Here is a 19687-nt window from a genome sequence, read left to right as displayed (position 1 = left end):
TACACCCCTCAGCTGACCGGGCCGCCGAAGGCCTCGATGCGGTCACCGTCAGCCAGCTTCACGATCGCCCGCTTGGTCGCCTTGCGCTGACCGAAGCCGGTCTTGGTGCGCTTGCGCTTACCCTGGCGGTTGAGCGTGTTGACCGTCAGGACGCGGACGTTGAAGATCTGCTGGATAGCGATCTTGATCTCGGTCTTGTTCGCGTCCGGGTGCACCAGGAAGGTGTACCAGTTCCGGTTCAGCTCGCTGTAGCTCTTCTCCGAGACGACCGGCGCCACGATGATGTCGCGCGGGTCGGCGATCGTGCTCACTTGCCACCCTCCTCGGTGGTCTCGGCGGGCACGCCCAGGAACTCGTCCAGGGCGTCCTTGGTGAAGACCACGTCGTCGGCCACCAGCACGTCGTACGTGTTCAGCTGGCCGGACTCGATCAGGTGCACGCGCGGCTCATTGCGCAGCGACACCCAGTTCAGCTCGTCGGTGCTGCTCAGCACGACCAGGACCCGACGGGCCTCGGTGAGCTTGGTCAGCGTGGCCAGGGCCGCCTTGGTCGACGGCTTCTCGCCCGAGACGAACGCCTCGACGACGTGCACCTGCCCGGCGCGGGCCCGGTCGGAGAGGGCACCCCGCAGAGCGGCGGCCTTCATCTTCTTCGGGGTCCGCTGGCTGTAGTCGCGCGGCACGGGACCGTGCACGACGCCACCGCCGGCGAACTGCGGCGCGCGGATCGAGCCCTGCCGGGCGCGACCGGTGCCCTTCTGCTTGTACGGCTTCTTGCCGCCACCAGCAACCTCGGCGCGGGTCTTGGTCTTGTGCGTGCCCTGTCGGGCCGCCGCGAGCTGGGCCACCACGACCTGGTGCATCAGCGCGACGTTGGCCTGCACGTCGAAGATGTCCGCCGGCAGCTCGACGGAGCTGCTGGTGGTGCCTTCGACGGTGCGCACGTCAACGGTGGTCACTTGGCCGCACCGCCCTTCTTCACCTTGATCTTGGCCGCGGTACGGACCAGAACCAGCGCGCCCTTGGGGCCAGGAATGGCGCCCCGGACGAGCAGGAGGTTGTTCTCGGTGTCGACCGCCTGGACGGTCAGGTTCTGCACGGTGTAGCGAACGCCACCCATCCGGCCGGCCATCCGGGTGCCCTTGAAGACACGACCCGGGGTGGCGCAGGCGCCGATGGAACCGGGCGAGCGGTGCTTGCGCTCGACACCGTGGCTGCTGCCCAGACCGTGGAAGCCGTGCCGCTTCATCGCGCCGGCGAAGCCCTTGCCCTTGGTCTTGCCGGTGACGTCGATGGTGACGCCGGCCGGGAACTCCTCGACAGTGACTTCCTGGCCGAGCGAGTATTCCCCCGCGTCCGTGGTGCGCAGCTCGACGATGTGCCGGCGCGGCGCCACGTCCGCCTTGGCGTAGTGCCCGCTGATCGGCTTCTTGACCTTGCGCGGGTCGATGGTGCCGTAGGCCAGCTGGACCGCGGAGTAACCGTCCTTCTCGGCGCTACGAACCTGGCTGATGACGCACGGGCCGGCCTCGACCACGGTCACGGGAACAACGCGGTTGTTGTCCCAGACCTGGGTCATGCCGAGCTTGGCGCCCAGGATCCCCTTGACTTGCCTGTCCATTTGTCCGGTCCCTACAGCTTGATCTCGATGTCGACGCCAGCCGGCAGGTCGAGGCGCATGAGCGAGTCGACCGTCTTCGGGGTCGGGTCGATGATGTCGATCAGCCGCTTGTGCGTGCGCATCTCGAAGTGCTCGCGCGAGTCCTTGTACTTGTGCGGCGAGCGGATAACGCAGAAACGGTTGATCTCCGTGGGCAGCGGCACCGGGCCCGCGACCTGCGCCCCGGTGCGCGTCACCGTCTCGACGATCTTCCGAGCCGAGGAGTCGACGACCTCGTGGTCATAGGCCTTGAGCCGGATGCGGATCTTCTGTCCCGCCATGGTGGCTTCTGTTCCTTCTCTCGATGCCGCTGTGTTGCGGGCGCCTGTGCCGGCTGGCACAGGCCCACTTCGCCGACCCCCGCGGTCGGGCGTGTCGCGCCCTCGGGCCGGGCTCCGCCCCGTGGTTCCGGAGTGGTGCTGACCGCGCGGTGGGTCAAGGCGCCGATCGCATTACCGCGACCTGAACGCCGTGCGAGGGTGGTTGGCGACTGGGCCGCCAACCACCCTACGCTCGACTGCCTCGTCACCCGGAGGTTCAGCAAAGCCGAACACAGGCGACGAACTGTCGTTACGCAACCTGACTAGTATGCCGCACGACCGGCGGCGGGTCTAATCGGGGTTACCTAGTTCACTTGATGATCTTGGTGACGAACCCGGCGCCGACGGTACGGCCACCCTCGCGGATCGCGAACTTGAGGTTCTCCTCCATGGCGATGGGCTGGATCAGCTTCACCGACATGGACGTGTTGTCACCCGGCATGACCATCTCGGTGCCCTCGGGGAGGGTGACGACACCGGTGACGTCCGTGGTCCGGAAGTAGAACTGCGGGCGGTAGTTCTGGAAGAACGGGGTGTGCCGGCCGCCCTCCTCCTTGGAGAGGATGTAGACCGTCGCCTCGAACTCCGTGTGCGGGGTGTTCGAGCCCGGCTTCACGACGACCATGCCGCGCTCGACCTCGTCGCGCTTGGTGCCACGCAGCAGCAGGCCGACGTTCTCGCCTGCGCGGGCGTCGTCCAGGGTCTTCCGGAACATCTCGATCGCGGTGACCTTGGTCTTGAAGCTCTTCTCCTTGATACCGACGAGCTCAACATCCTCGTTCGGCAGGAGAACGCCGCGCTCCACGCGACCGGTGACGACGGTGCCACGACCGGTGATCGTGAAGACGTCCTCAACCGGCATCAGGAACGGCATGTCGACCTCGCGCTCCGGCTGCGGGATCGAGGTGTCGACAGCGGTCATCAGGTCCAGCAGCTTGCCGGTCCACTCGGGGTCACCCTCGAGGGCCTTCAGCGCCGAAACCCGAACGACCGGCAGGTCGTCACCCGGGTACTCCTGCGAGGAGAGCAGCTCACGGACCTCGAGCTCGACGAGCTCCAGGAGCTCCTCGTCATCGACCATGTCGCTCTTGTTGAGCGCCACGACGATGTACGGCACACCAACCTGACGGGCCAGCAGCACGTGCTCGCGGGTCTGCGGCATCGGGCCGTCGGTCGCCGCGACCACCAGGATCGCGCCGTCCATCTGCGCGGCACCGGTGATCATGTTCTTGATGTAGTCGGCGTGCCCAGGGCAGTCGACGTGCGCGTAGTGCCGCGACTCGGTCTGGTACTCGACGTGCGCGATCGAGATCGTGATGCCGCGGGCCTTCTCCTCCGGCGCCTTGTCGATCTCGTCGAACGGCGTGTAGGGGTTCAGGTCCGGGTATTGGTCGTGCAGGACCTTGGTGATGGCCGCCGTCAGCGTCGTCTTACCGTGGTCGATGTGACCAATGGTGCCGATGTTGACGTGCGGCTTAGTCCGCTCGAACTTAGCCTTCGCCACTGGTGTCCTCCTGTGGACTTCTTGGTTCGTACGCCCGGCGCGCCGGTCGGCGCTTAGGACTCTGTCGACAGCCTTTCCGACCAGACGGTCGGAGAGCCTTTGTGGGTTCTGCGGCGATGAAGCCTACAGGCCCGGTCTCACGCGATCCGATCGTGGTGGCCGCGGGCGGGTTGAACCTCCCGCGACCAACCACGAATCACCTGCTCAGGGCGTTACTCGCCCGTTGCCTTGGCGATGATCTCCTTCGCGACGCTCTGCGGAACCTCGGCGTAGGAGTCGAACTGCATGCTGTAGCTAGCCCGGCCCTGGGTCTTCGACCGCAGGTCGCCGACGTAGCCGAACATCTCCGACAACGGCACCAGAGCCCTGACGATGCGGGCGCCACTGCGCTCCTCCATCGCCTGGATGATGCCGCGGCGGGAGTTGAGGTCACCGATGACGTCACCCATGTTCTCCTCAGGAGTGGTGACTTCAACGGCCATCATCGGCTCGAGCAACGCGGGATCGGCCTTGCGGGCCGCGTCCTTCATCACCATCGAGCCGGCGATCTTGAATGCCATTTCCGACGAGTCGACCTCGTGGTACTGGCCGTCCAGCAGCGTCAGCTTGACACCGACGAGCGGGAAGCCCGCCAGGATGCCGTACTGCAGCGCGTCCTGCGCACCGGCGTCCACCGACGGGATGAACTCCCGGGGGATCCGGCCGCCGCTGACGGCGTTCGCGAACTCGTAGGTCGGCGAGTCGTTGTCCAGCGGCAGCGGCTCGACGCTCACGATCACGCGGGCGTACTGGCCGGAACCACCGGTCTGCTTCTTGTGGGTGTACTCGACCTTGTCCACCTTGCGGCGGATGGTCTCGCGGTACGCCACCTGCGGCTTGCCGACGTTGGCCTCGACGTTGAACTCGCGGCGCATCCGGTCGACCAGGATGTCCAGGTGCAGCTCACCCATGCCGGAGATGACCGTCTGACCGGTCTCCTCGTCCAGCTGGACGCGGAAGGTCGGGTCCTCCTCGGCCAGGCGCTGGATAGCGGTGCCCAGCTTCTCCTGGTCGGACTTGGTCTTCGGCTCGATCGCCACCGAGATGACCGGCTCCGGGAAGGTCATCGACTCCAGGATCACCGGGTTCGCCGGGTCGGAGAGAGTGTCGCCGGTCGTGGTCTGCTTGAGACCCTGGACGGCGATGATGTCGCCGGCCTGCGCCGACGGACGCTCTTCCCGCTTGTTGGCGTGCATCTGGTAGATCTTGCCGATCCGCTCCTTGCGGTCCTTGGTGGAGTTGACCACCTGGGAACCGGAATCGAGCGTGCCGGAGTAGACCCGCACGTAGGTGAGCTTGCCCAGGTGCTTGTCAGTCTGGATCTTGAAGGCCAGGCCGGAGAACGGCTCCGAGTTGGACGGCTTCCGAAGCAGCGGGGTCTCGCCGTCGGTGGCCGTACCCTCGATCGCCGGAACGTCCAGCGGCGACGGCAGGAAGTCGACCACGGCGTCGAGCATGGGCTGGACGCCCTTGTTCTTGAACGCCGAGCCGCACAGCACCGGGTTGGCCTTGCCGGCGATGGTGGCACGCCGGATGGCGGCCTTGATCTCCTCGACGGAGATCTCCTCGCCTTCCAGGTACTTCTCCATCACCGCGTCGTCGACGTCGGCCAGGGTCTCCATCAGCTTCTCGCGCCACTCGGCCGCGGAGTCGGCCAGCTCGGCCGGGATCTCCTCAACCGCGTAGTCCTCACCCTTCTGGGTCTCCCCACGCCAGGTGAGCGCGCGCATGCCGATCAGGTCGACGACACCGATGTGGTCACCCTCGAGCCCGATCGGGATCTGGAGCACCAGCGGGGTGGCGTTCAGCCGGTCGATCATCATCTGCACGCAGCGGAAGAAGTCGGCGCCGGTCCGGTCGAGCTTGTTGACGAAGCACATACGCGGGACGTTGTACTTGTCGGCCTGCCGCCAGACGTTCTCCGTCTGCGGCTCCACGCCGGCGACACCGTCGTAAACCGCGACCGCACCATCCAGGACCCGCAGCGACCGCTCGACCTCGACCGTGAAGTCGACGTGACCGGGCGTGTCGATGATCTGGATCGTGTGGTCTTTCCACTCACACTTGGTAGCAGCGGAGGTGATGGTGATACCACGCTCCTGCTCCTGCTCCATCCAGTCCATGACGGCAGCGCCCTCGTGAACCTCACCGATCTTGTACGTGATGCCGGTGTAGAACAGGATTCGCTCGGTGGTCGTGGTCTTACCGGCATCGATGTGCGCCATGATGCCGATGTTGCGTACCTTGGCGAGCGCGTCTGCGGCGGCCACTTCAATCCCTACTTATCGTCGTCTCGACTCAACTGGTGGCGGTTCCGGCGCCCGGAGGCGCCGGAACCAGGGTGTTACCAGCGGTAGTGCGCGAAGGCCTTGTTCGACTCGGCCATCTTGTGCGTGTCCTCGCGCCGCTTGACGGCGGCACCGAGGCCGTTGCTCGCGTCCAGCAGCTCGTTCATGAGCCGCTCGACCATGGTCTTCTCGCGCCGGGCGCGAGAGTAGGTGACCAGCCAGCGCAGGCCCAGGGTGGTCGCCCGGGTCGGGCGGACCTCGACCGGCACCTGGTAGGTGGCGCCACCGACACGACGGCTGCGCACCTCGAGGGTCGGCTTGACGTTGTCCATCGCCCGCTTGAGGGTGACGACCGGGTCGGTGCCGGACTTCTCGCGGCAGCCCTCGAGGGCCGCGTACACGATGGTCTCGGCGAGCTGGCGCTTGCCGCGCAGCAGGATCTTGTTCACCAGCTGGGTGACCAGCGGCGAGTTGTACACCGGGTCAGCGACCAGTGGCCGCCGCGGAGCGGGTCCCTTACGCGGCATGTCAGCTCTTCTCCTTCTTCGCGCCGTAACGGCTGCGCGCCTGCTTGCGGTTACGGACACCCTGGGTGTCGAGCGAACCGCGAACGATCTTGTAACGCACGCCGGGGAGGTCCTTCACCCGGCCACCGCGCACGAGCACGATCGAGTGCTCCTGGAGGTTGTGACCGACGCCGGGGATGTAGGCGGTCACCTCGATCTGGCTGCTGAGCTTCACGCGAGCGACCTTGCGCAGCGCCGAGTTCGGCTTCTTCGGGGTGGTGGTGTACACGCGGGTGCACACGCCGCGCCGCTGAGGGGAACCCTTCAGCGCCGGGGTCTTGGTCTTGGTCGTCTTCGCCTGGCGGCCCTTTCGGACCAGCTGCTGGATCGTGGGCACCGGGTTTCTCCGCTCCCTTCGGCCGCTTCCGCGACCGCGCCGTCTGCTCGTTAGCCGGCCTGATGACCGGCTCTCCTACATTCCGACCAGGGCCGCCTCACGGAGGCCCCGGCACCCGCGGTCGGGCGTGTCGCCTCTCCGCGGCCCCGTTGCGGACGCTTGCGCGTGCCATCGGGTTTGTGTCACCGGCACGCGAGTCGCCCCGCCCCGGATCTTTGGTCTGTCGTGCCCGCCGCCCGGAAGCCGGAAACAGCGCACGCACGAGTTGCCCGGGCATGCCCGGGCACAAGGGGAAAGAGTACCTACCACAACCGCCCAGGTCAAAACGGAAGGGCCCGGCGGACTGTCACACACCCGCCGGCCGTATCTCGTCCCGCCCCGTCGCCCGCGATGGGCACCTACAGACACAAGTGTACCGGCTTCCCCGCGGGACCACCCGTCGGCCCCGGGCCGGGCGGCGACAGGCGGGGAGAGAACGGGTCAGGCGCGGGAGCGGACGGTGACCAGCCTCAGGTGAGGGCGAGCAGCAGCGCCACGCCGAGGCCCAGGAGGCTGATCAGGGCCCCCGCCGCGCCACAGCTGATCCCGGCCACCGCGAGCCCTCGGCCGGTGAACCGGACCGCGGGGGGCGCGACGGGCCGGCGGATCTGCCGCCGGCCGAGCAGACCGGCGACAACGGCCGCCACACCGGCCAGCACCCCGAGCACGGCGAACGCCCCGGAGGCCCAGGCCCCGCCCTCGTTGGCGAAGGCCACCCCGAAGCAGATCACCAGCAACGACACCAGGACCGACGCGATCCCGGCCACCAGGGCGCCGATGGCCAGCCCCGACGTGACCGGGGCCACCTCCAGGTGCACGACCCCGAACGGGGTGCCCGGCACCGCCTCCACCCGTTTCGGCGGCCGATGCTCGGCGTCGCTGGGTGGGGGAACCGGACGGCCCGCCATTCCCGCCCAGGCGGGCGCGTGACCGGACGACGGCGGACCCCAACCCCCCGGCACACCGGGCCCAGACTGGGGCGGGCCCCAACCCGGGGCGCCGGGCCCAGACTGCGGCGGCGGGCCCCAACCCGGCAAACCAGGCGGGGACTGCGGCGGACCCCAACCCGGCACAGCCGGCCCAGACTGCGGCGGATCCCAACCCGGCGGCACACCGGGCCCCGACGACGGCGGGCCCCAGCCAGGTGCGCCAGGCCCAGACTGCGGCGGGCCCCACCCGTATGGAGCGGCAGACCCGGGCTGCGGCTGACCCCAACCCGGCGGTGTCGAGGAGGCCGGGTACGGCTCACCGGAACCGGGCGGACCTGTCGTACCCCAGCCGGGTTGCGGCGCGCCCGGCGTCGACGCGGGTGGCGGCGGCTCGCCGCTCGGTGCCGGTCGCTCCCAGCCGGCGGGCTCGGACGGAGGCAGCTCAGACGAAGGCAGCTCGGACGGAGGCAGCTCGGCCGGAGCCGGCTGGCCGGCCGGCTCGTCCGCAGGGGGCCGCGCCGGATCCGTCACGAGGTCCTCCTGTCGAAAGGCCGCCACGCCACACGGCGGACACCGGCCAGGCTACCGCCGCAGGTGCCGGCGCCAACGCCGGGCGCGGCCGCTCAGTCCATGTTCGCCGGGTAGTCGTGACCCAACGGCGCACCGGCCAACCGCACCACGCCGATCACCACCAGGGCCACCACGCTGACCGCGACCAGCACCAGGCCGGTCCAGGCCATCCGCTCCCCCCGGCGCAGCCAGCTGCCGCCGGTCAGGAAACCCCCCGAGGAGTACGCCTCACGGCGGGCCTGCCGGGCCAGTTGCAGCGCCACCGTCGCCGGCACCACCCCGCCGATGAACAACCCGGTCAGCATGCCGAGCAGCCCGAGGGCGAAAACCGCCCGGGCCTTCGTGGCGCGGGCCGGATCCGGGTCCAACGGGTGGCGCAGGCCCTGCTGCGCGACGGACACCTGCCCGGGTGCGGTCGTCATCCCTCCATCATGCCGAACCCGGACCGGGGGTGGGTGGTCCGGACACGACGAGGCCCCCGGCGGATACCGGGGGCCTCGTCGTGTGCGTGGTGTTTAGCGGTACGACCCGAAGTCGAAGTCGTCCAGCGGCACAGCCTGCCCGCTGGCCGGCCCGAAGCCGTAGTCGGTCTCCGGGTACCCGGTCATCGAGTAGACCTTGGCCTTGGCCTCCTCGGTCGGCTCGACCCGGACGTTGCGGTACTTGCTGATGCCCGTACCGGCCGGGATGAGCTTTCCGATGATCACGTTCTCCTTGAGGCCGACCAGCGAGTCGCTGCGCGAGTTGATCGCAGCGTCGGTCAGCACCCGGGTGGTCTCCTGGAAGGAGGCCGCCGAGAGCCAGGAGTCGGTGGCCAGCGAGGCCTTGGTGATACCCATCAGCACCGGACGACCGGCGGCGGGCTCGCCGCCCTCCGAGACGAGTCGGCGGTTCTCCGACTCGAACAGCGCCCGGTCGACGAGCACGCCCGGCAGGAACTCGGTCGAGCCGGAGTCGATGACCGTCACCCGCTTGAGCATCTGGCGGATGATGATCTCGATGTGCTTGTCGTGGATGAGCACACCCTGCGAGCGGTAGACCTCCTGGACCTCACTGGTCAGGTGGACCTGGACCGCCCGCGGACCCATGATCCGCAGAAGCTCGTGCGGGTCGATGGTGCCCTCGGTCAGCTTCTCGCCGACCGCGACGTGACCGCCGTCGTGGGTACGGAGCTTGACGCGCTTCGAGATCTTGTCGTAGACGATCTCTTCGCTGCCGTCGTCCGGCACCACGATGATCTTCCGCGAGCGCTCGCCGTCCTCGATCCGGATCCGACCCGGGGTGTCGGCGATGGGCGCCTTACCCTTCGGGACCCGAGCCTCGAAGATTTCCTGCACACGCGGCAGACCCTGGGTGATGTCCTCACCCGCGACACCACCGGTGTGGAAGGTACGCATCGTCAGCTGCGTACCGGGCTCACCGATGGACTGGGCGGCGATGATGCCGACCGCCTCGCCGATGTCGACCGACTTGCCGGTCGGCAGCGACCGGCCGTAGCAGGCCGCGCAGACGCCCAGCTTGGACTCACAGGTGAGCACGCTGCGCACCCGGACCGTCTCCACGCCGGCGGCGACGATCTTGTCGACCCCGATGGAGTTGATGTCCTGACCGCGCTCGGCGACCACGGTGCCGTCCGGCCCCTTGATGTCGTCGGCCAGGGTCCGGGCGTGCACGCTGGTCTCGGCGTGGGTGTGGACGACGAGCTTGCCGTCGAGCTTCTCGCCGATCTGCATCGGGATCGCCCGGTCGGTGCCGCAGTCCTCTTCCCGGATGATGACGTCCTGCGAGACGTCCACCAGACGACGGGTCAGGTAACCCGAGTCGGCGGTCCGCAGCGCGGTGTCGGCGAGACCCTTACGGGCACCGTGCGTGGAGATGAAGTACTCCAGCACGGACAGACCCTCCCGGTAGCTGGCCTTGATCGGCCGCGGGATGATCTCGCCCTTCGGGTTGGCCACCAGACCACGGATCGCGGCGATCTGCCGGAGCTGGAGCAGGTTACCGCGGGCACCCGAGTTGATCATCTTCCACAGTGGGTTCTCCTGCGGCAGCGCGGTGTCCATCTCCTTGGCGACCTCGTTGGTCGCCTTGGTCCAGATCGTGATGAGCTCGCCGCGACGCTCCTCGGCGGTCATCAGACCACGCTGGTACTGCTTGTCGATCTGGTCGGCTTCCTTCTCGTACTTCGCCAGGATCTCCGCCTTACGCGGCGGAGCGATGACGTCCTCCATGCCGATCGTCACGCCGGACCAGGTGGCCCAGTGGAAACCGGCCTCCTTGAGCCCGTCCAGGGTGGCGGCCAGCGCCACCTTGGGGAAGCGCTCGGCGAGGTCGTTGACGATCGCGGAGAGCTGACCCTTGCGGATCTCGTAGTTCACGAAGCGGTAGCCCTGCGGCAGCGTCTCGTTGAACAGCACCCGACCCAGCGTGGTCTCCACGGTCAGCGGGTCACCCTCGACCCAGCCCTCCGGGGCGGTCCACGCCTCGGCGCCGGCGCCGTTGTCGACACCGACCACGCCACGCAGGCGGATCTTCACAGGTGCCTGCAGGTGCAGCTCGCCGTTGTCGAAGGCCATCCGCGTCTCGGCGTCCGAGCTGAACGCCCGGCCCTCGCCCTTCTCACCGGCGGTGAGGTGGGTGAGGTGGTACAGGCCGATGACCATGTCCTGGGTGGGCATGGTGACCGGCTTGCCGTCGGCCGGCTTGAGGATGTTGTTCGACGACAGCATCAGGATCCGCGCCTCGGCCTGGGCCTCGGCGGACAGCGGCACGTGCACCGCCATCTGGTCACCGTCGAAGTCGGCGTTGAACGCGGTACAGACCAGCGGGTGGATCTGGATGGCCTTGCCCTCGACCAGCTGCGGCTCGAAGGCCTGGATGCCCAGGCGGTGCAGGGTCGGCGCGCGGTTCAGCAGCACCGGGTGCTCGCCGATGACCTCTTCCAGCACGTCCCACACGACCGGGCGCTGACGCTCGACCATCCGCTTGGCGGACTTGATGTTCTGTGCGTGGTTGAGGTCGACCAGCCGCTTCATCACGAACGGCTTGAACAGCTCCAGCGCCATCTGCTTGGGCAGACCGCACTGGTGCAGCTTGAGCTTCGGGCCGACCACGATGACCGAACGGCCGGAGTAGTCGACGCGCTTGCCCAGCAGGTTCTGGCGGAACCGGCCCTGCTTGCCCTTGAGCATGTCGGACAGCGACTTGAGCGGGCGGTTACCCGGGCCGGTGACCGGCCGGCCGCGACGGCCGTTGTCGAACAGCGCGTCGACGGCCTCCTGGAGCATCCGCTTCTCGTTGTTGACGATGATCTCGGGTGCGCCGAGGTCGATCAGTCGCTTGAGGCGGTTGTTCCGGTTGATCACGCGGCGGTACAGGTCGTTCAGGTCCGAGGTCGCGAACCGGCCACCGTCGAGCTGCACCATCGGGCGCAGGTCCGGCGGGATGACCGGGACGCAGTCGAGCACCATGCCGAGCGGCGAGTTGCGGGTGTTCAGGAACGCCGCGACGACCTTGAGCCGCTTGAGCGCCCGGATCTTCCGCTGGCCCTTGCCGGACCGGATGGTCTCCCGCAGGCTCTCGGCCTCGGCGTCGAGGTCCATGTTCTGGACGAGCGCCTTGATGGCCTCCGCGCCCATGGAACCGGTGAAGTACTCACCGAACCGGTCGCGCAGCTCGCGGTAGAGCAGCTCGTCGGTGACCAGCTGCTTCGGCTCCAGCTTGCGGAAGGTGTCCAGCACCTCGTCCAGGCGGTCGATCTCGCGCTGGGCCCGGTCGCGGATCTGGCGCATCTCGCGCTCTCCGCCCTCCTTGACCTTGCGCCGGACGTCCGCCTTGGCACCCTCGGCCTCCAGCTCGGCCAGGTCGGCCTCGAGCTTGGCGGCCCGCTTCTCGATCTCCGAGTCGCGGCTGTTCTCGGACTGCCGCTTCTCGGCCAGGATCTCGTTCTCGATCGTCGAGAGGTCACGGTGACGCGACTCCGCGTCCACGCTCGTCACGACGTACGAGGCGAAGTAGATGATCTTCTCGAGGTCCTTGGGGGCGAGGTCCAGCAGGTAGCCCAGCCGGCTCGGCACGCCCTTGAAGTACCAGATGTGGGTCACCGGAGCGGCGAGCTCGATGTGCCCCATCCGCTCACGACGGACCTTGGAGCGAGTCACCTCGACGCCGCAGCGCTCACAGATGATGCCCTTGAACCGGACGCGCTTGTACTTACCGCAGTAGCACTCCCAGTCCCGCTGCGGACCGAAGATCTTCTCGCAGAAGAGCCCGTCCTTTTCCGGCTTCAGGGTGCGGTAGTTGATCGTCTCAGGCTTCTTGACCTCGCCGTGCGACCACTGACGGATGTCGTCGGCGGTGGCGAGACCAATGCGCAGCTCGTCGAAGAAGTTGACGTCGAGCACTATGTCCCCTATGTCGTCGTCTGTACTGCTAATTCTCGGGTGGGGTCGGGGGCCGGCGAGCCGGCCCCCGACCGCTCACCTCAGACCTCTTCGACCGAGCTCGGCTCGCGCCGGGACAGGTCGATGCCCAGCTCCTCGGCGGCCCGGAACACCTCGTCGTCGGTCTCGCGCATTTCCAGGGCCACACCGTCGCTGGACAGCACCTCGACGTTGAGGCACAGCGACTGCAGCTCCTTGAGCAGCACCTTGAACGACTCCGGGATGCCCGGCTCCGGGATGTTCTCGCCCTTGACGATGGCCTCGTAGACCTTCACGCGGCCGAGCACGTCGTCGGACTTGATCGTGAGCAGCTCCTGCAGGGCGTACGCGGCGCCGTACGCCTGCATCGCCCAGCACTCCATCTCACCGAAACGCTGACCACCGAACTGCGCCTTACCACCCAGCGGCTGCTGCGTGATCATCGAGTACGGGCCGGTCGACCGAGCGTGGATCTTGTCGTCGACCAGGTGGTTGAGCTTCAGGATGTAGACGTAGCCGACCGCGATCGGGTCCGGCAGCGGCTCGCCGGAACGACCGTCGAACAGCTGTGCCTTGCCGGTGCGGCCGATCAGCTGCTTGCCGTCCCGGTTGGGCAGGGTCGACTCGAGCAGACCGGAGATCTCCTCCTCGCGGGCACCGTCGAAGACCGGGGTGGCCACGTTCGTGTCCCCCACGGACTCGTGCGCGTCGATCGAGCGGAGCTGGCGCTTCCAGTCGGCGTCGTCACCCTCGACCTTCCAACCGGTCTTGGCGACCCAACCGAGGTGGGTCTCCAGGACCTGGCCGATGTTCATCCGGCTCGGCACACCGAGCGGGTTGAGCACGATGTCGACCGGGGTGCCGTCCTCGAGGAACGGCATGTCCTCGATCGGCAGGATCTTCGAGATGACACCCTTGTTGCCGTGCCGGCCGGCGAGCTTGTCGCCGTCCTGGATCTTGCGCTTCTGGGCGACGTAGACCCGGACCAGCTCGTTGACACCCGGCGGCAGTTCGTCGCCGTCCTCGCGGGAGAACGTGCGCACACCGATGACCGTGCCGGTCTCGCCGTGCGGCACCTTCAGCGAGGTGTCCCGAACCTCACGCGCCTTCTCACCGAAGATCGCGCGGAGCAGACGCTCCTCCGGGGTCAGCTCGGTCTCACCCTTGGGCGTGACCTTGCCGACCAGGATGTCGCCGGGGACGACCTCGGCACCGATCCGGATGATGCCGCGCTCGTCGAGGTCGGCGAGCATTTCCTCGCTGACGTTCGGGATGTCGCGGGTGATCTCCTCCGGGCCGAGCTTGGTGTCCCGAGCGTCGACCTCGTGCTCCTCGATGTGGATCGAGGTGAGCACGTCCTGCTGCACGAGGCGCTGCGACAGGATGATCGCGTCCTCGTAGTTGTGACCCTCCCAGCACATGAACGCCACCAGCAGGTTGCGTCCGAGTGCCATCTCGCCCTCGTCGGTGCACGGCCCGTCGGCGATGACCTGACCGGCCTCGACGCGGTCGCCCTCGAAGACCACCGGCTTCTGGTTGACGCAGGAGCCGGCGTTGGAGCGGCGGAACTTGTGCAGCAGGTACGTCCGGCGGTGGCCGTCATCCTGGTGGATGGTGACGTAGTCGGCGCAGAGATCCTCGATCACACCGCCGACCTCGGCGACAACCACGTCGCCAGCGTCGACCGCGGCCCGGTATTCCATGCCCGTGCCCACGAGCGGCGCCTCGGCCTTGACCAGCGGCACCGCCTGGCGCTGCATGTTCGCGCCCATCAGTGCCCGGTTGGCGTCGTCGTGCTCGAGGAACGGGATCATGGCGGTCGCGACCGAGGTCATCTGCCGGGGCGAGACGTCCATGTAGTCGACGGCGCCGGGGAGGACGTCCTCGGTCTCGCCGCCCTTACGACGGCAGAGCACCCGCTCCTCGGCGAACGTGCCGTCCGCCTTCAGACGCGCGTTGGCCTGGGCCTTGACGAACCGGTCCTCCTCGTCCGCGGTCAGGTAGTCGATCTGGTCGGTGACCCGACCCTCGACGACCTTCCGGTACGGCGTCTCGATGAAGCCGAACGGGTTGACCCGGGCGAAGGTGGACAACGCGCCGATCAGACCGATGTTCGGGCCTTCCGGCGTCTCGATCGGGCACATCCGGCCGTAGTGGGACGGGTGCACGTCGCGGACCTCGAAGCCGGCCCGCTCGCGGGACAGACCACCCGGGCCGAGCGCGCTCAGCCGGCGCCGGTGGGTGAGACCCGCCAGCGGGTTGGTCTGGTCCATGAACTGGGACAGCTGCGACGTCCCGAAGAACTCCTTGATCGCCGCCACCACCGGGCGGATGTTGATCAGGGTCTGCGGGGTGATCGCCTCGACGTCCTGCGTGGTCATCCGCTCGCGGACAACCCGCTCCATCCGGGACAGGCCGACTCGGACCTGGTTCTGGATCAGCTCACCCACGGTGCGCAGGCGCCGGTTGCCGAAGTGGTCGATGTCGTCGGCCTCGTAGCCGTCCTCACCGGCGTGCAGCCGGCACAGGTATTCCACGGTGGCGACGATGTCGTCCTCGGTCAGCGTGCCGGTGGTGATCGGAACGCCGACTTCGAGCTTCTTGTTGAACTTGTAGCGCCCGACCTTGGCGACGTCGTACCTCTTCGGGTTGAAGAAGAGGTTGTCGAGCAGGGTCTGGGCGTTCTCGCGCGTCGGCGGCTCGCCAGGGCGCAGCTTGCGGTAGATGTCGAGCAGGGCCTCGTCCTGGCCGGCGATGTGGTCCTTCTCGAGCGTGGTCATCAGCAGCTCGGACCAGCCGAACTTCTCACGGATCCGCTCGGCCGACCAGCCGATGGCCTTGAGCAGGACCGTGACGGCCTGCCGACGCTTGCGGTCGATGCGTACGCCGACCGTGTCGCGCTTGTCGATGTCGAACTCCAGCCAGGCACCCCGACTCGGGATGACCTTGACGCTGGAGAGGTCGCGGTCGGAGGTCTTGTCCGGCTGCTTGTCGAAGTACACGCCCGGGGACCGGACGAGCTGGCTGACCACGACGCGCTCGGTGCCGTTGATGACGAAGGTGCCCTTGGGCGTCATCATCGGGAAGTCACCCATGAACACCGTCTGGCTCTTGATCTCGCCAGTGGTGTTGTTGGTGAACTCCGCGGTCACGAAGAGCGGAGCGCAGTAGGTCAGGTCCTTCTCCTTGCACTCCTCGATCGAGGCCTTGACCTCGTCGAAGCGCGGCGCTGAGAAGGAAAGTGACATGGTGCCGGAGAAGTCCTCAATGGGACTGATCTCTTCAAGGATCTCCGCGAGACCCGAGCGTGCGTGCGGGTCGTCCGCCGACCGGCCCTGCCAAGCCTCGTTGCCGACGAGCCAGTCGAAGGACTCGTTTTGGATGGCAAGGAGGTTGGGGACCTCGAGGTGTTCGGTGATCCTGCCGAATGAAACTCGGCGGGGAGCGAATGCGCTCGACGTACGACTGGTCTTCGCAGGGCGGGAAGCTGCCAAGATGCGTCCTTCCGAGGACCGGTGCTGCAGAACGGCTGGTACGCGTGCACTCCAATGACCCCACCAGAAATATCCGTAAACGGACATTTCCGAGCAGGGGTCAAGTCGGAAGGCAGCGCAAACTAGCAGTGTAGCCGAGAGGCTAACCGCTGTCCAGCCCACCCCGCAGGTCGTTTGCGGAACGTGCCTCGGCCCCCGTGAACCGGGGTCTGCCGGGCCGCTCAGAACGCAACGTCCCCACTGGGCCGCTCAGGTCGACGCGGCCGATGGTGCCGCCGCTGTCATACCCACGTCGTGGCCGTCGCAAGCGCGGTGTCTTGCTGGTGCCAGCGTGCCTGGCAGCCTGGGGCCGCGTCAAGGGCCGGTATCCGGGTCGGCCCTTCTTTCCCACCGAAGGGCGACCCGCCGAGCGCGTTCGGATAGACGGTCGCGACTGTCGGCGCCCAGCTCAGAGGCAGGTCGGCCCCGCAACCACAGACACGGCGGGCGGTGATCCGTGTCGGATCACCGCCCGCCGCGACGCGATCGTGTCCCAGCTCACGAGCCAGGTACGCGCAGGTGGAGCTCAGGTCACTTGAGGGTGACCTTGGCGCCCTCACCCTCGAGCTTGGCCTTCGCCTTGTCGGCGGTCTCCTTGTTGACCTTCTCCAGGATGGCCTTCGGCGCGGACTCGACCGCGTCCTTGGCCTCCTTGAGGCCCAGGCCGGTCAGCTCACGCACGACCTTGATGACCTGGATCTTCTTGCCGCCGTCGGCCTCGAGGATGACGTCGAACTCGTCCTTCTCCTCCTCGACCGGGGCAGCGGTGCCGCCGCCGCCACCCGGGCCCGCGATCGCGACCGGAGCCGCGGCGGTGACCTCGAAGGTGTCCTCGAACTGCTTCACGAACTCAGAGAGCTCGATCAGCGTCATCTCCTTGAACGCGTCGAGCAGCTCGTCGGTGCTGAGCTTCGCCATATCTGGCGTCCTTTCCTGATTCTGTTAAGTAAGAACTGGTGCGCCGTGGGGGCCTCAGGCCGCCTCGGCGCTCTCCTTCTCGCGCTTGTCCTGCAGTGCGGCCGCCAGACGGGCGGTCTTCGACAGCGGGGCCTGGAACAGGGCCGCGGCCTTGCTCAGGTTGCCCTTCATCGCGCCGGCCAGCTTGGCCAGCAGCACCTCGCGGGACTCCAGGTCGGCCAGCTTCGTGACCTCGGCCGCGGAAATGGCCTTGCCCTCGAAGACACCGCCCTTGATGACGAGCTTCGGGTTGGCCTTCGCGAAGTCGCGAAGCCCCTTCGCCGCCTCGACGACGTCGCCCGAAACGAAAGTCAGCGCGGTAGGACCGGTGAACAGCTCGTCGAGGCCGGTGATGCCCGCGTCCGTCGCAGCACGCTTCGCCAGCGTGTTCTTCGCGACCGTGTAACTGGTCTCGGCGCCGAGCGAGCGCCGAAGCTGGGTGAGCTGCGAAACCGTCAGACCGCGGTACTCGGTCAGCACGGTGGCGCCCGAGCTGCGGAAGCTCTCGGTCAGCTCAGCGACGGCCGTGGCCTTGTCGGCCCGAATCGGCTTGTCCGCCATGTCCCTCCTCTCTCGTTACTCGAGGCTGGTCCCCGTCACGGCCGAAACCGGAACGGGGGCGGAGGCAGCACGACAACGAAAAAGCCCCGGCGCAGGGCGCACGGGGCGAGGGCCGGTGGATCAACACAGTCGGCGGACCATGTCTCACTGCCGAGTTACGCTTGCCGCCCTACGCGGGTCGCCCGTTGTCGCGGGACCTTCGACCGTGCCGGAGCACGGTGACCAGCGGTCTTTGGGTGGTTCCTCATCCATGAGAACACGGATGACTCGTTGAAGACTACGCGCCCCGGCCACCAGCGCCAAATCGCGCCTGGTGAGCCACACCACCGGACGCCGGCGCCGCTCAGCCCTGGGCCCGCCGCCGCCACAGGTAGCCGCCGATGACCACGGTGCTCCAGGCCAGCGCCCACCCGGTCAGCCCCAGCAGCGTGAGCGCGGCCGCGTCGCCCGCGGTGGTGCGCGCGGCGGCCATGATCGGCGGTGCCAGCCAGGGTGCCACCGAGTCGCTCAGGCCGAGCACCACCGCGCCGACACCGCCCAGGGTCAACACCGCGACGCCGTACGCGGCACCGCCCGCCGACGCCCGGCTGGCCAACGCGCCCAGGGCAACCGCTGCGGGTACGGCGAGCAGGTGCGCCCACAACCCCAGCGCGAGCCCGACCGGGATCGACCTGTGCTCCGGCTCCACCGGGCCGGTGACCCCGCCGACCAGCCACGGGAAGATCAGCGCGACGGCCACCACCACCAACGCCGCCACGCCCGCGGCGACGAATCCGGCCAGCCGCTCGCGGGCCACCCCGACTGTCACCTGGGCCAGCCGGCGCTGCACGTCCGGCTCGACGTCGAGAAGGATCTTGGTCTGCCAGGCGAGCACCGGAAAGAGCACCACGGCCGAGACGCCGTACGCCTCGTCCGGCTGGGCTCGACCGCCGCCGTAGAGCGTGCCGAGCACGACGAGGCCGGCGAGCAGTGGCGCCAACGCCCGACCGGTCCGCAGCAAGCCGGCAAGCCGCATCCGCACCAAGGCGATCATCGGGCCTCCTCCGCTGCCTGCTCGACCGGGGGGACGGTCTCGGGCTCCCCGGCTGCCGTCAGCGGCGGCTCGGCGGGTCGGGCAGCACCGGCCATCTGCGGCGGCTCGGCCGGTCGGGACTGCGGTGCGGTGGTGGAGGCGTCGGCGCGTACCCGAAGAATGTGGTGGCCCTCGGCGCGCAACCGGGCGACGGTGCCGGCGACCCGCGCGGTCGGGACCGCGACCTCGACCACCGCGAACGTCTCCTCCGCCGCCGACGCCTCCTCGGTCAGTGCCCCGTCGGCCACCGACCAGCGGCGCGCGGTCGGCAGCCGGACCGTCTCCCCGCGGTGGTCGCTGACCAGCACGGCACCGTCGGCGGCGAGCACCTCGGAGATCAGCTCGGGAACCAGCTCGCGGGTGGTGGCGTCCAGCCCCTCCCACGGCTCGTCGAGCACCAGCAGGCCCGGTGGTCGCAGCATCGCCTGGGCGAGGCCCACCTTCTGGGCGGTGCCCTTGGACAGCTCCGGCAGCCGGACCGAGCGGAAGGCGGACAACCCGAGCCGGTCGGTCCAGGAGGCGACCGCCTCGTCGGCCGCCGCCGCGCCCAGCCCCGCCATCCGGGCCATTCCGGTCAGGTAGTGGGTCACCGTGAACGGCTGGTCGGCGGGGAACCGCTCCGGCACCCAGCCCACCCGTGCCGGCCGGTCGGTGACCCGGCCCCGGCCGGGCCGCAGCACCCCCGCGGCCACCTGGAGCAGCGTCGACTTGCCGACCCCGTTGCGACCCAGGACGACAGCCACCTCGCCCGGACCGATCCGCACGTCCACTCCGCGCAGCACCCACGGCCCACGCCTGTGGTACCGCAACCAGACATCCTCCAGCCGCATGGGATAGAGGGTGCCACATCTAGACGCCTGGACGCGCCGGGGCGCCGCCACGGTCGTGGCGG

At 68.4% G+C, this 19687-nt stretch carries 16 protein-coding genes; all 16 read right to left on the bottom strand.

All coding sequences use genetic code 11. The features are described 5' to 3' along the window. Window positions 1-8 precede the first annotated feature (8 nt). The 16 genes from rplW to ACGFH8_RS22750 all read right to left on the bottom strand — a co-directional run bounded on the left by rplW (window position 9) and on the right by ACGFH8_RS22750 (window position 19625). A complete protein-coding gene (gene rplW / locus ACGFH8_RS22825) occupies window positions 9-311 on the bottom strand; it encodes a 50S ribosomal protein L23 (protein WP_007465304.1) in 303 nt (100 codons plus the stop codon). Beyond that, the gene (rplD, locus tag ACGFH8_RS22820) at window positions 308-958 is read right to left on the bottom strand and encodes a 50S ribosomal protein L4 (protein ID WP_110563096.1); all 651 of its coding nucleotides are present in this window, start codon (window positions 956-958) and stop codon (window positions 308-310) included. The genes rplW and rplD overlap by 4 nt, the downstream gene beginning before the upstream one ends. Further along, window positions 955-1620, bottom strand: a complete 666-nt coding sequence (gene rplC, locus ACGFH8_RS22815) for a 50S ribosomal protein L3 (protein ID WP_184178725.1) — start codon at window positions 1618-1620, stop codon at window positions 955-957. Before rplC ends, rplD begins: the two co-directional genes overlap by 4 nt. An 11-nt stretch (window positions 1621-1631) precedes the next feature. Beyond that, window positions 1632-1940 carry a 30S ribosomal protein S10 gene (gene rpsJ, locus ACGFH8_RS22810; RefSeq protein WP_007073037.1) on the bottom strand — a complete coding sequence of 103 codons (309 nt, stop codon included), beginning with the start codon at window positions 1938-1940 and terminating at the stop codon, window positions 1632-1634. A 349-nt stretch (window positions 1941-2289) separates the two neighbouring features. After that, a complete protein-coding gene (gene tuf, locus ACGFH8_RS22805) occupies window positions 2290-3483 on the bottom strand; it encodes an elongation factor Tu (RefSeq protein WP_393370254.1) in 1194 nt (397 codons plus the stop codon). A gap of 212 nt (window positions 3484-3695) precedes the next feature. After that, complete coding sequence (gene fusA / locus ACGFH8_RS22800) at window positions 3696-5792, bottom strand: elongation factor G (RefSeq protein WP_030489584.1); 2097 nt, start codon at window positions 5790-5792, stop codon at window positions 3696-3698. A 74-nt stretch (window positions 5793-5866) separates the two neighbouring features. Next, entirely contained in the window at window positions 5867-6337 is a 471-nt protein-coding gene (rpsG, locus tag ACGFH8_RS22795) for a 30S ribosomal protein S7 (RefSeq protein ID WP_030489583.1), read from the bottom strand. A gap of 1 nt (window position 6338) precedes the next feature. After that, window positions 6339-6713, bottom strand: a complete 375-nt coding sequence (rpsL, locus tag ACGFH8_RS22790; protein ID WP_007465318.1) for a 30S ribosomal protein S12 — start codon at window positions 6711-6713, stop codon at window positions 6339-6341. A 509-nt stretch (window positions 6714-7222) separates the two neighbouring features. Continuing rightward, window positions 7223-7603 (bottom strand): hypothetical protein, encoded by a 381-nt coding sequence (locus ACGFH8_RS22785; protein WP_393370466.1) that lies wholly within the window; start codon window positions 7601-7603, stop codon window positions 7223-7225. 701 nt (window positions 7604-8304) lie between these two features. Then, window positions 8305-8673 carry a hypothetical protein gene (locus ACGFH8_RS22780; protein ID WP_393370250.1) on the bottom strand — a complete coding sequence of 123 codons (369 nt, stop codon included), beginning with the start codon at window positions 8671-8673 and terminating at the stop codon, window positions 8305-8307. 93 nt (window positions 8674-8766) lie between these two features. Then, the gene (locus ACGFH8_RS22775) at window positions 8767-12654 is read right to left on the bottom strand and encodes a DNA-directed RNA polymerase subunit beta' (protein ID WP_357253581.1); all 3888 of its coding nucleotides are present in this window, start codon (window positions 12652-12654) and stop codon (window positions 8767-8769) included. Window positions 12655-12734: 80 nt separating this feature from the next. Beyond that, window positions 12735-16166, bottom strand: a complete 3432-nt coding sequence (locus tag ACGFH8_RS22770; RefSeq protein WP_393370247.1) for a DNA-directed RNA polymerase subunit beta — start codon at window positions 16164-16166, stop codon at window positions 12735-12737. A 570-nt stretch (window positions 16167-16736) separates the two neighbouring features. Continuing rightward, complete coding sequence (rplL, locus tag ACGFH8_RS22765) at window positions 16737-17123, bottom strand: 50S ribosomal protein L7/L12 (protein WP_393370244.1); 387 nt, start codon at window positions 17121-17123, stop codon at window positions 16737-16739. Between the two features lie 54 nt (window positions 17124-17177). After that, window positions 17178-17723, bottom strand: a complete 546-nt coding sequence (gene rplJ, locus ACGFH8_RS22760) for a 50S ribosomal protein L10 (protein WP_393370242.1) — start codon at window positions 17721-17723, stop codon at window positions 17178-17180. Window positions 17724-18066: 343 nt separating this feature from the next. Further along, window positions 18067-18756: a hypothetical protein gene (locus tag ACGFH8_RS22755; RefSeq protein WP_393370240.1), complete on the bottom strand. Its 690-nt coding sequence runs from the start codon at window positions 18754-18756 to the stop codon at window positions 18067-18069. Beyond that, window positions 18753-19625: an ATP-binding cassette domain-containing protein gene (locus tag ACGFH8_RS22750; RefSeq protein WP_393370237.1), complete on the bottom strand. Its 873-nt coding sequence runs from the start codon at window positions 19623-19625 to the stop codon at window positions 18753-18755. Before ACGFH8_RS22750 ends, ACGFH8_RS22755 begins: the two co-directional genes overlap by 4 nt. Window positions 19626-19687 lie beyond the last annotated feature (62 nt).

Source organism: Micromonospora sp. NPDC049175 (genome assembly GCF_043197345.1).
Taxonomy (GTDB): domain Bacteria; phylum Actinomycetota; class Actinomycetes; order Mycobacteriales; family Micromonosporaceae; genus Micromonospora.
Note: the sequence above shows the minus strand (reverse complement) of the source record. Positions and strands in the feature narration are given on the sequence as shown.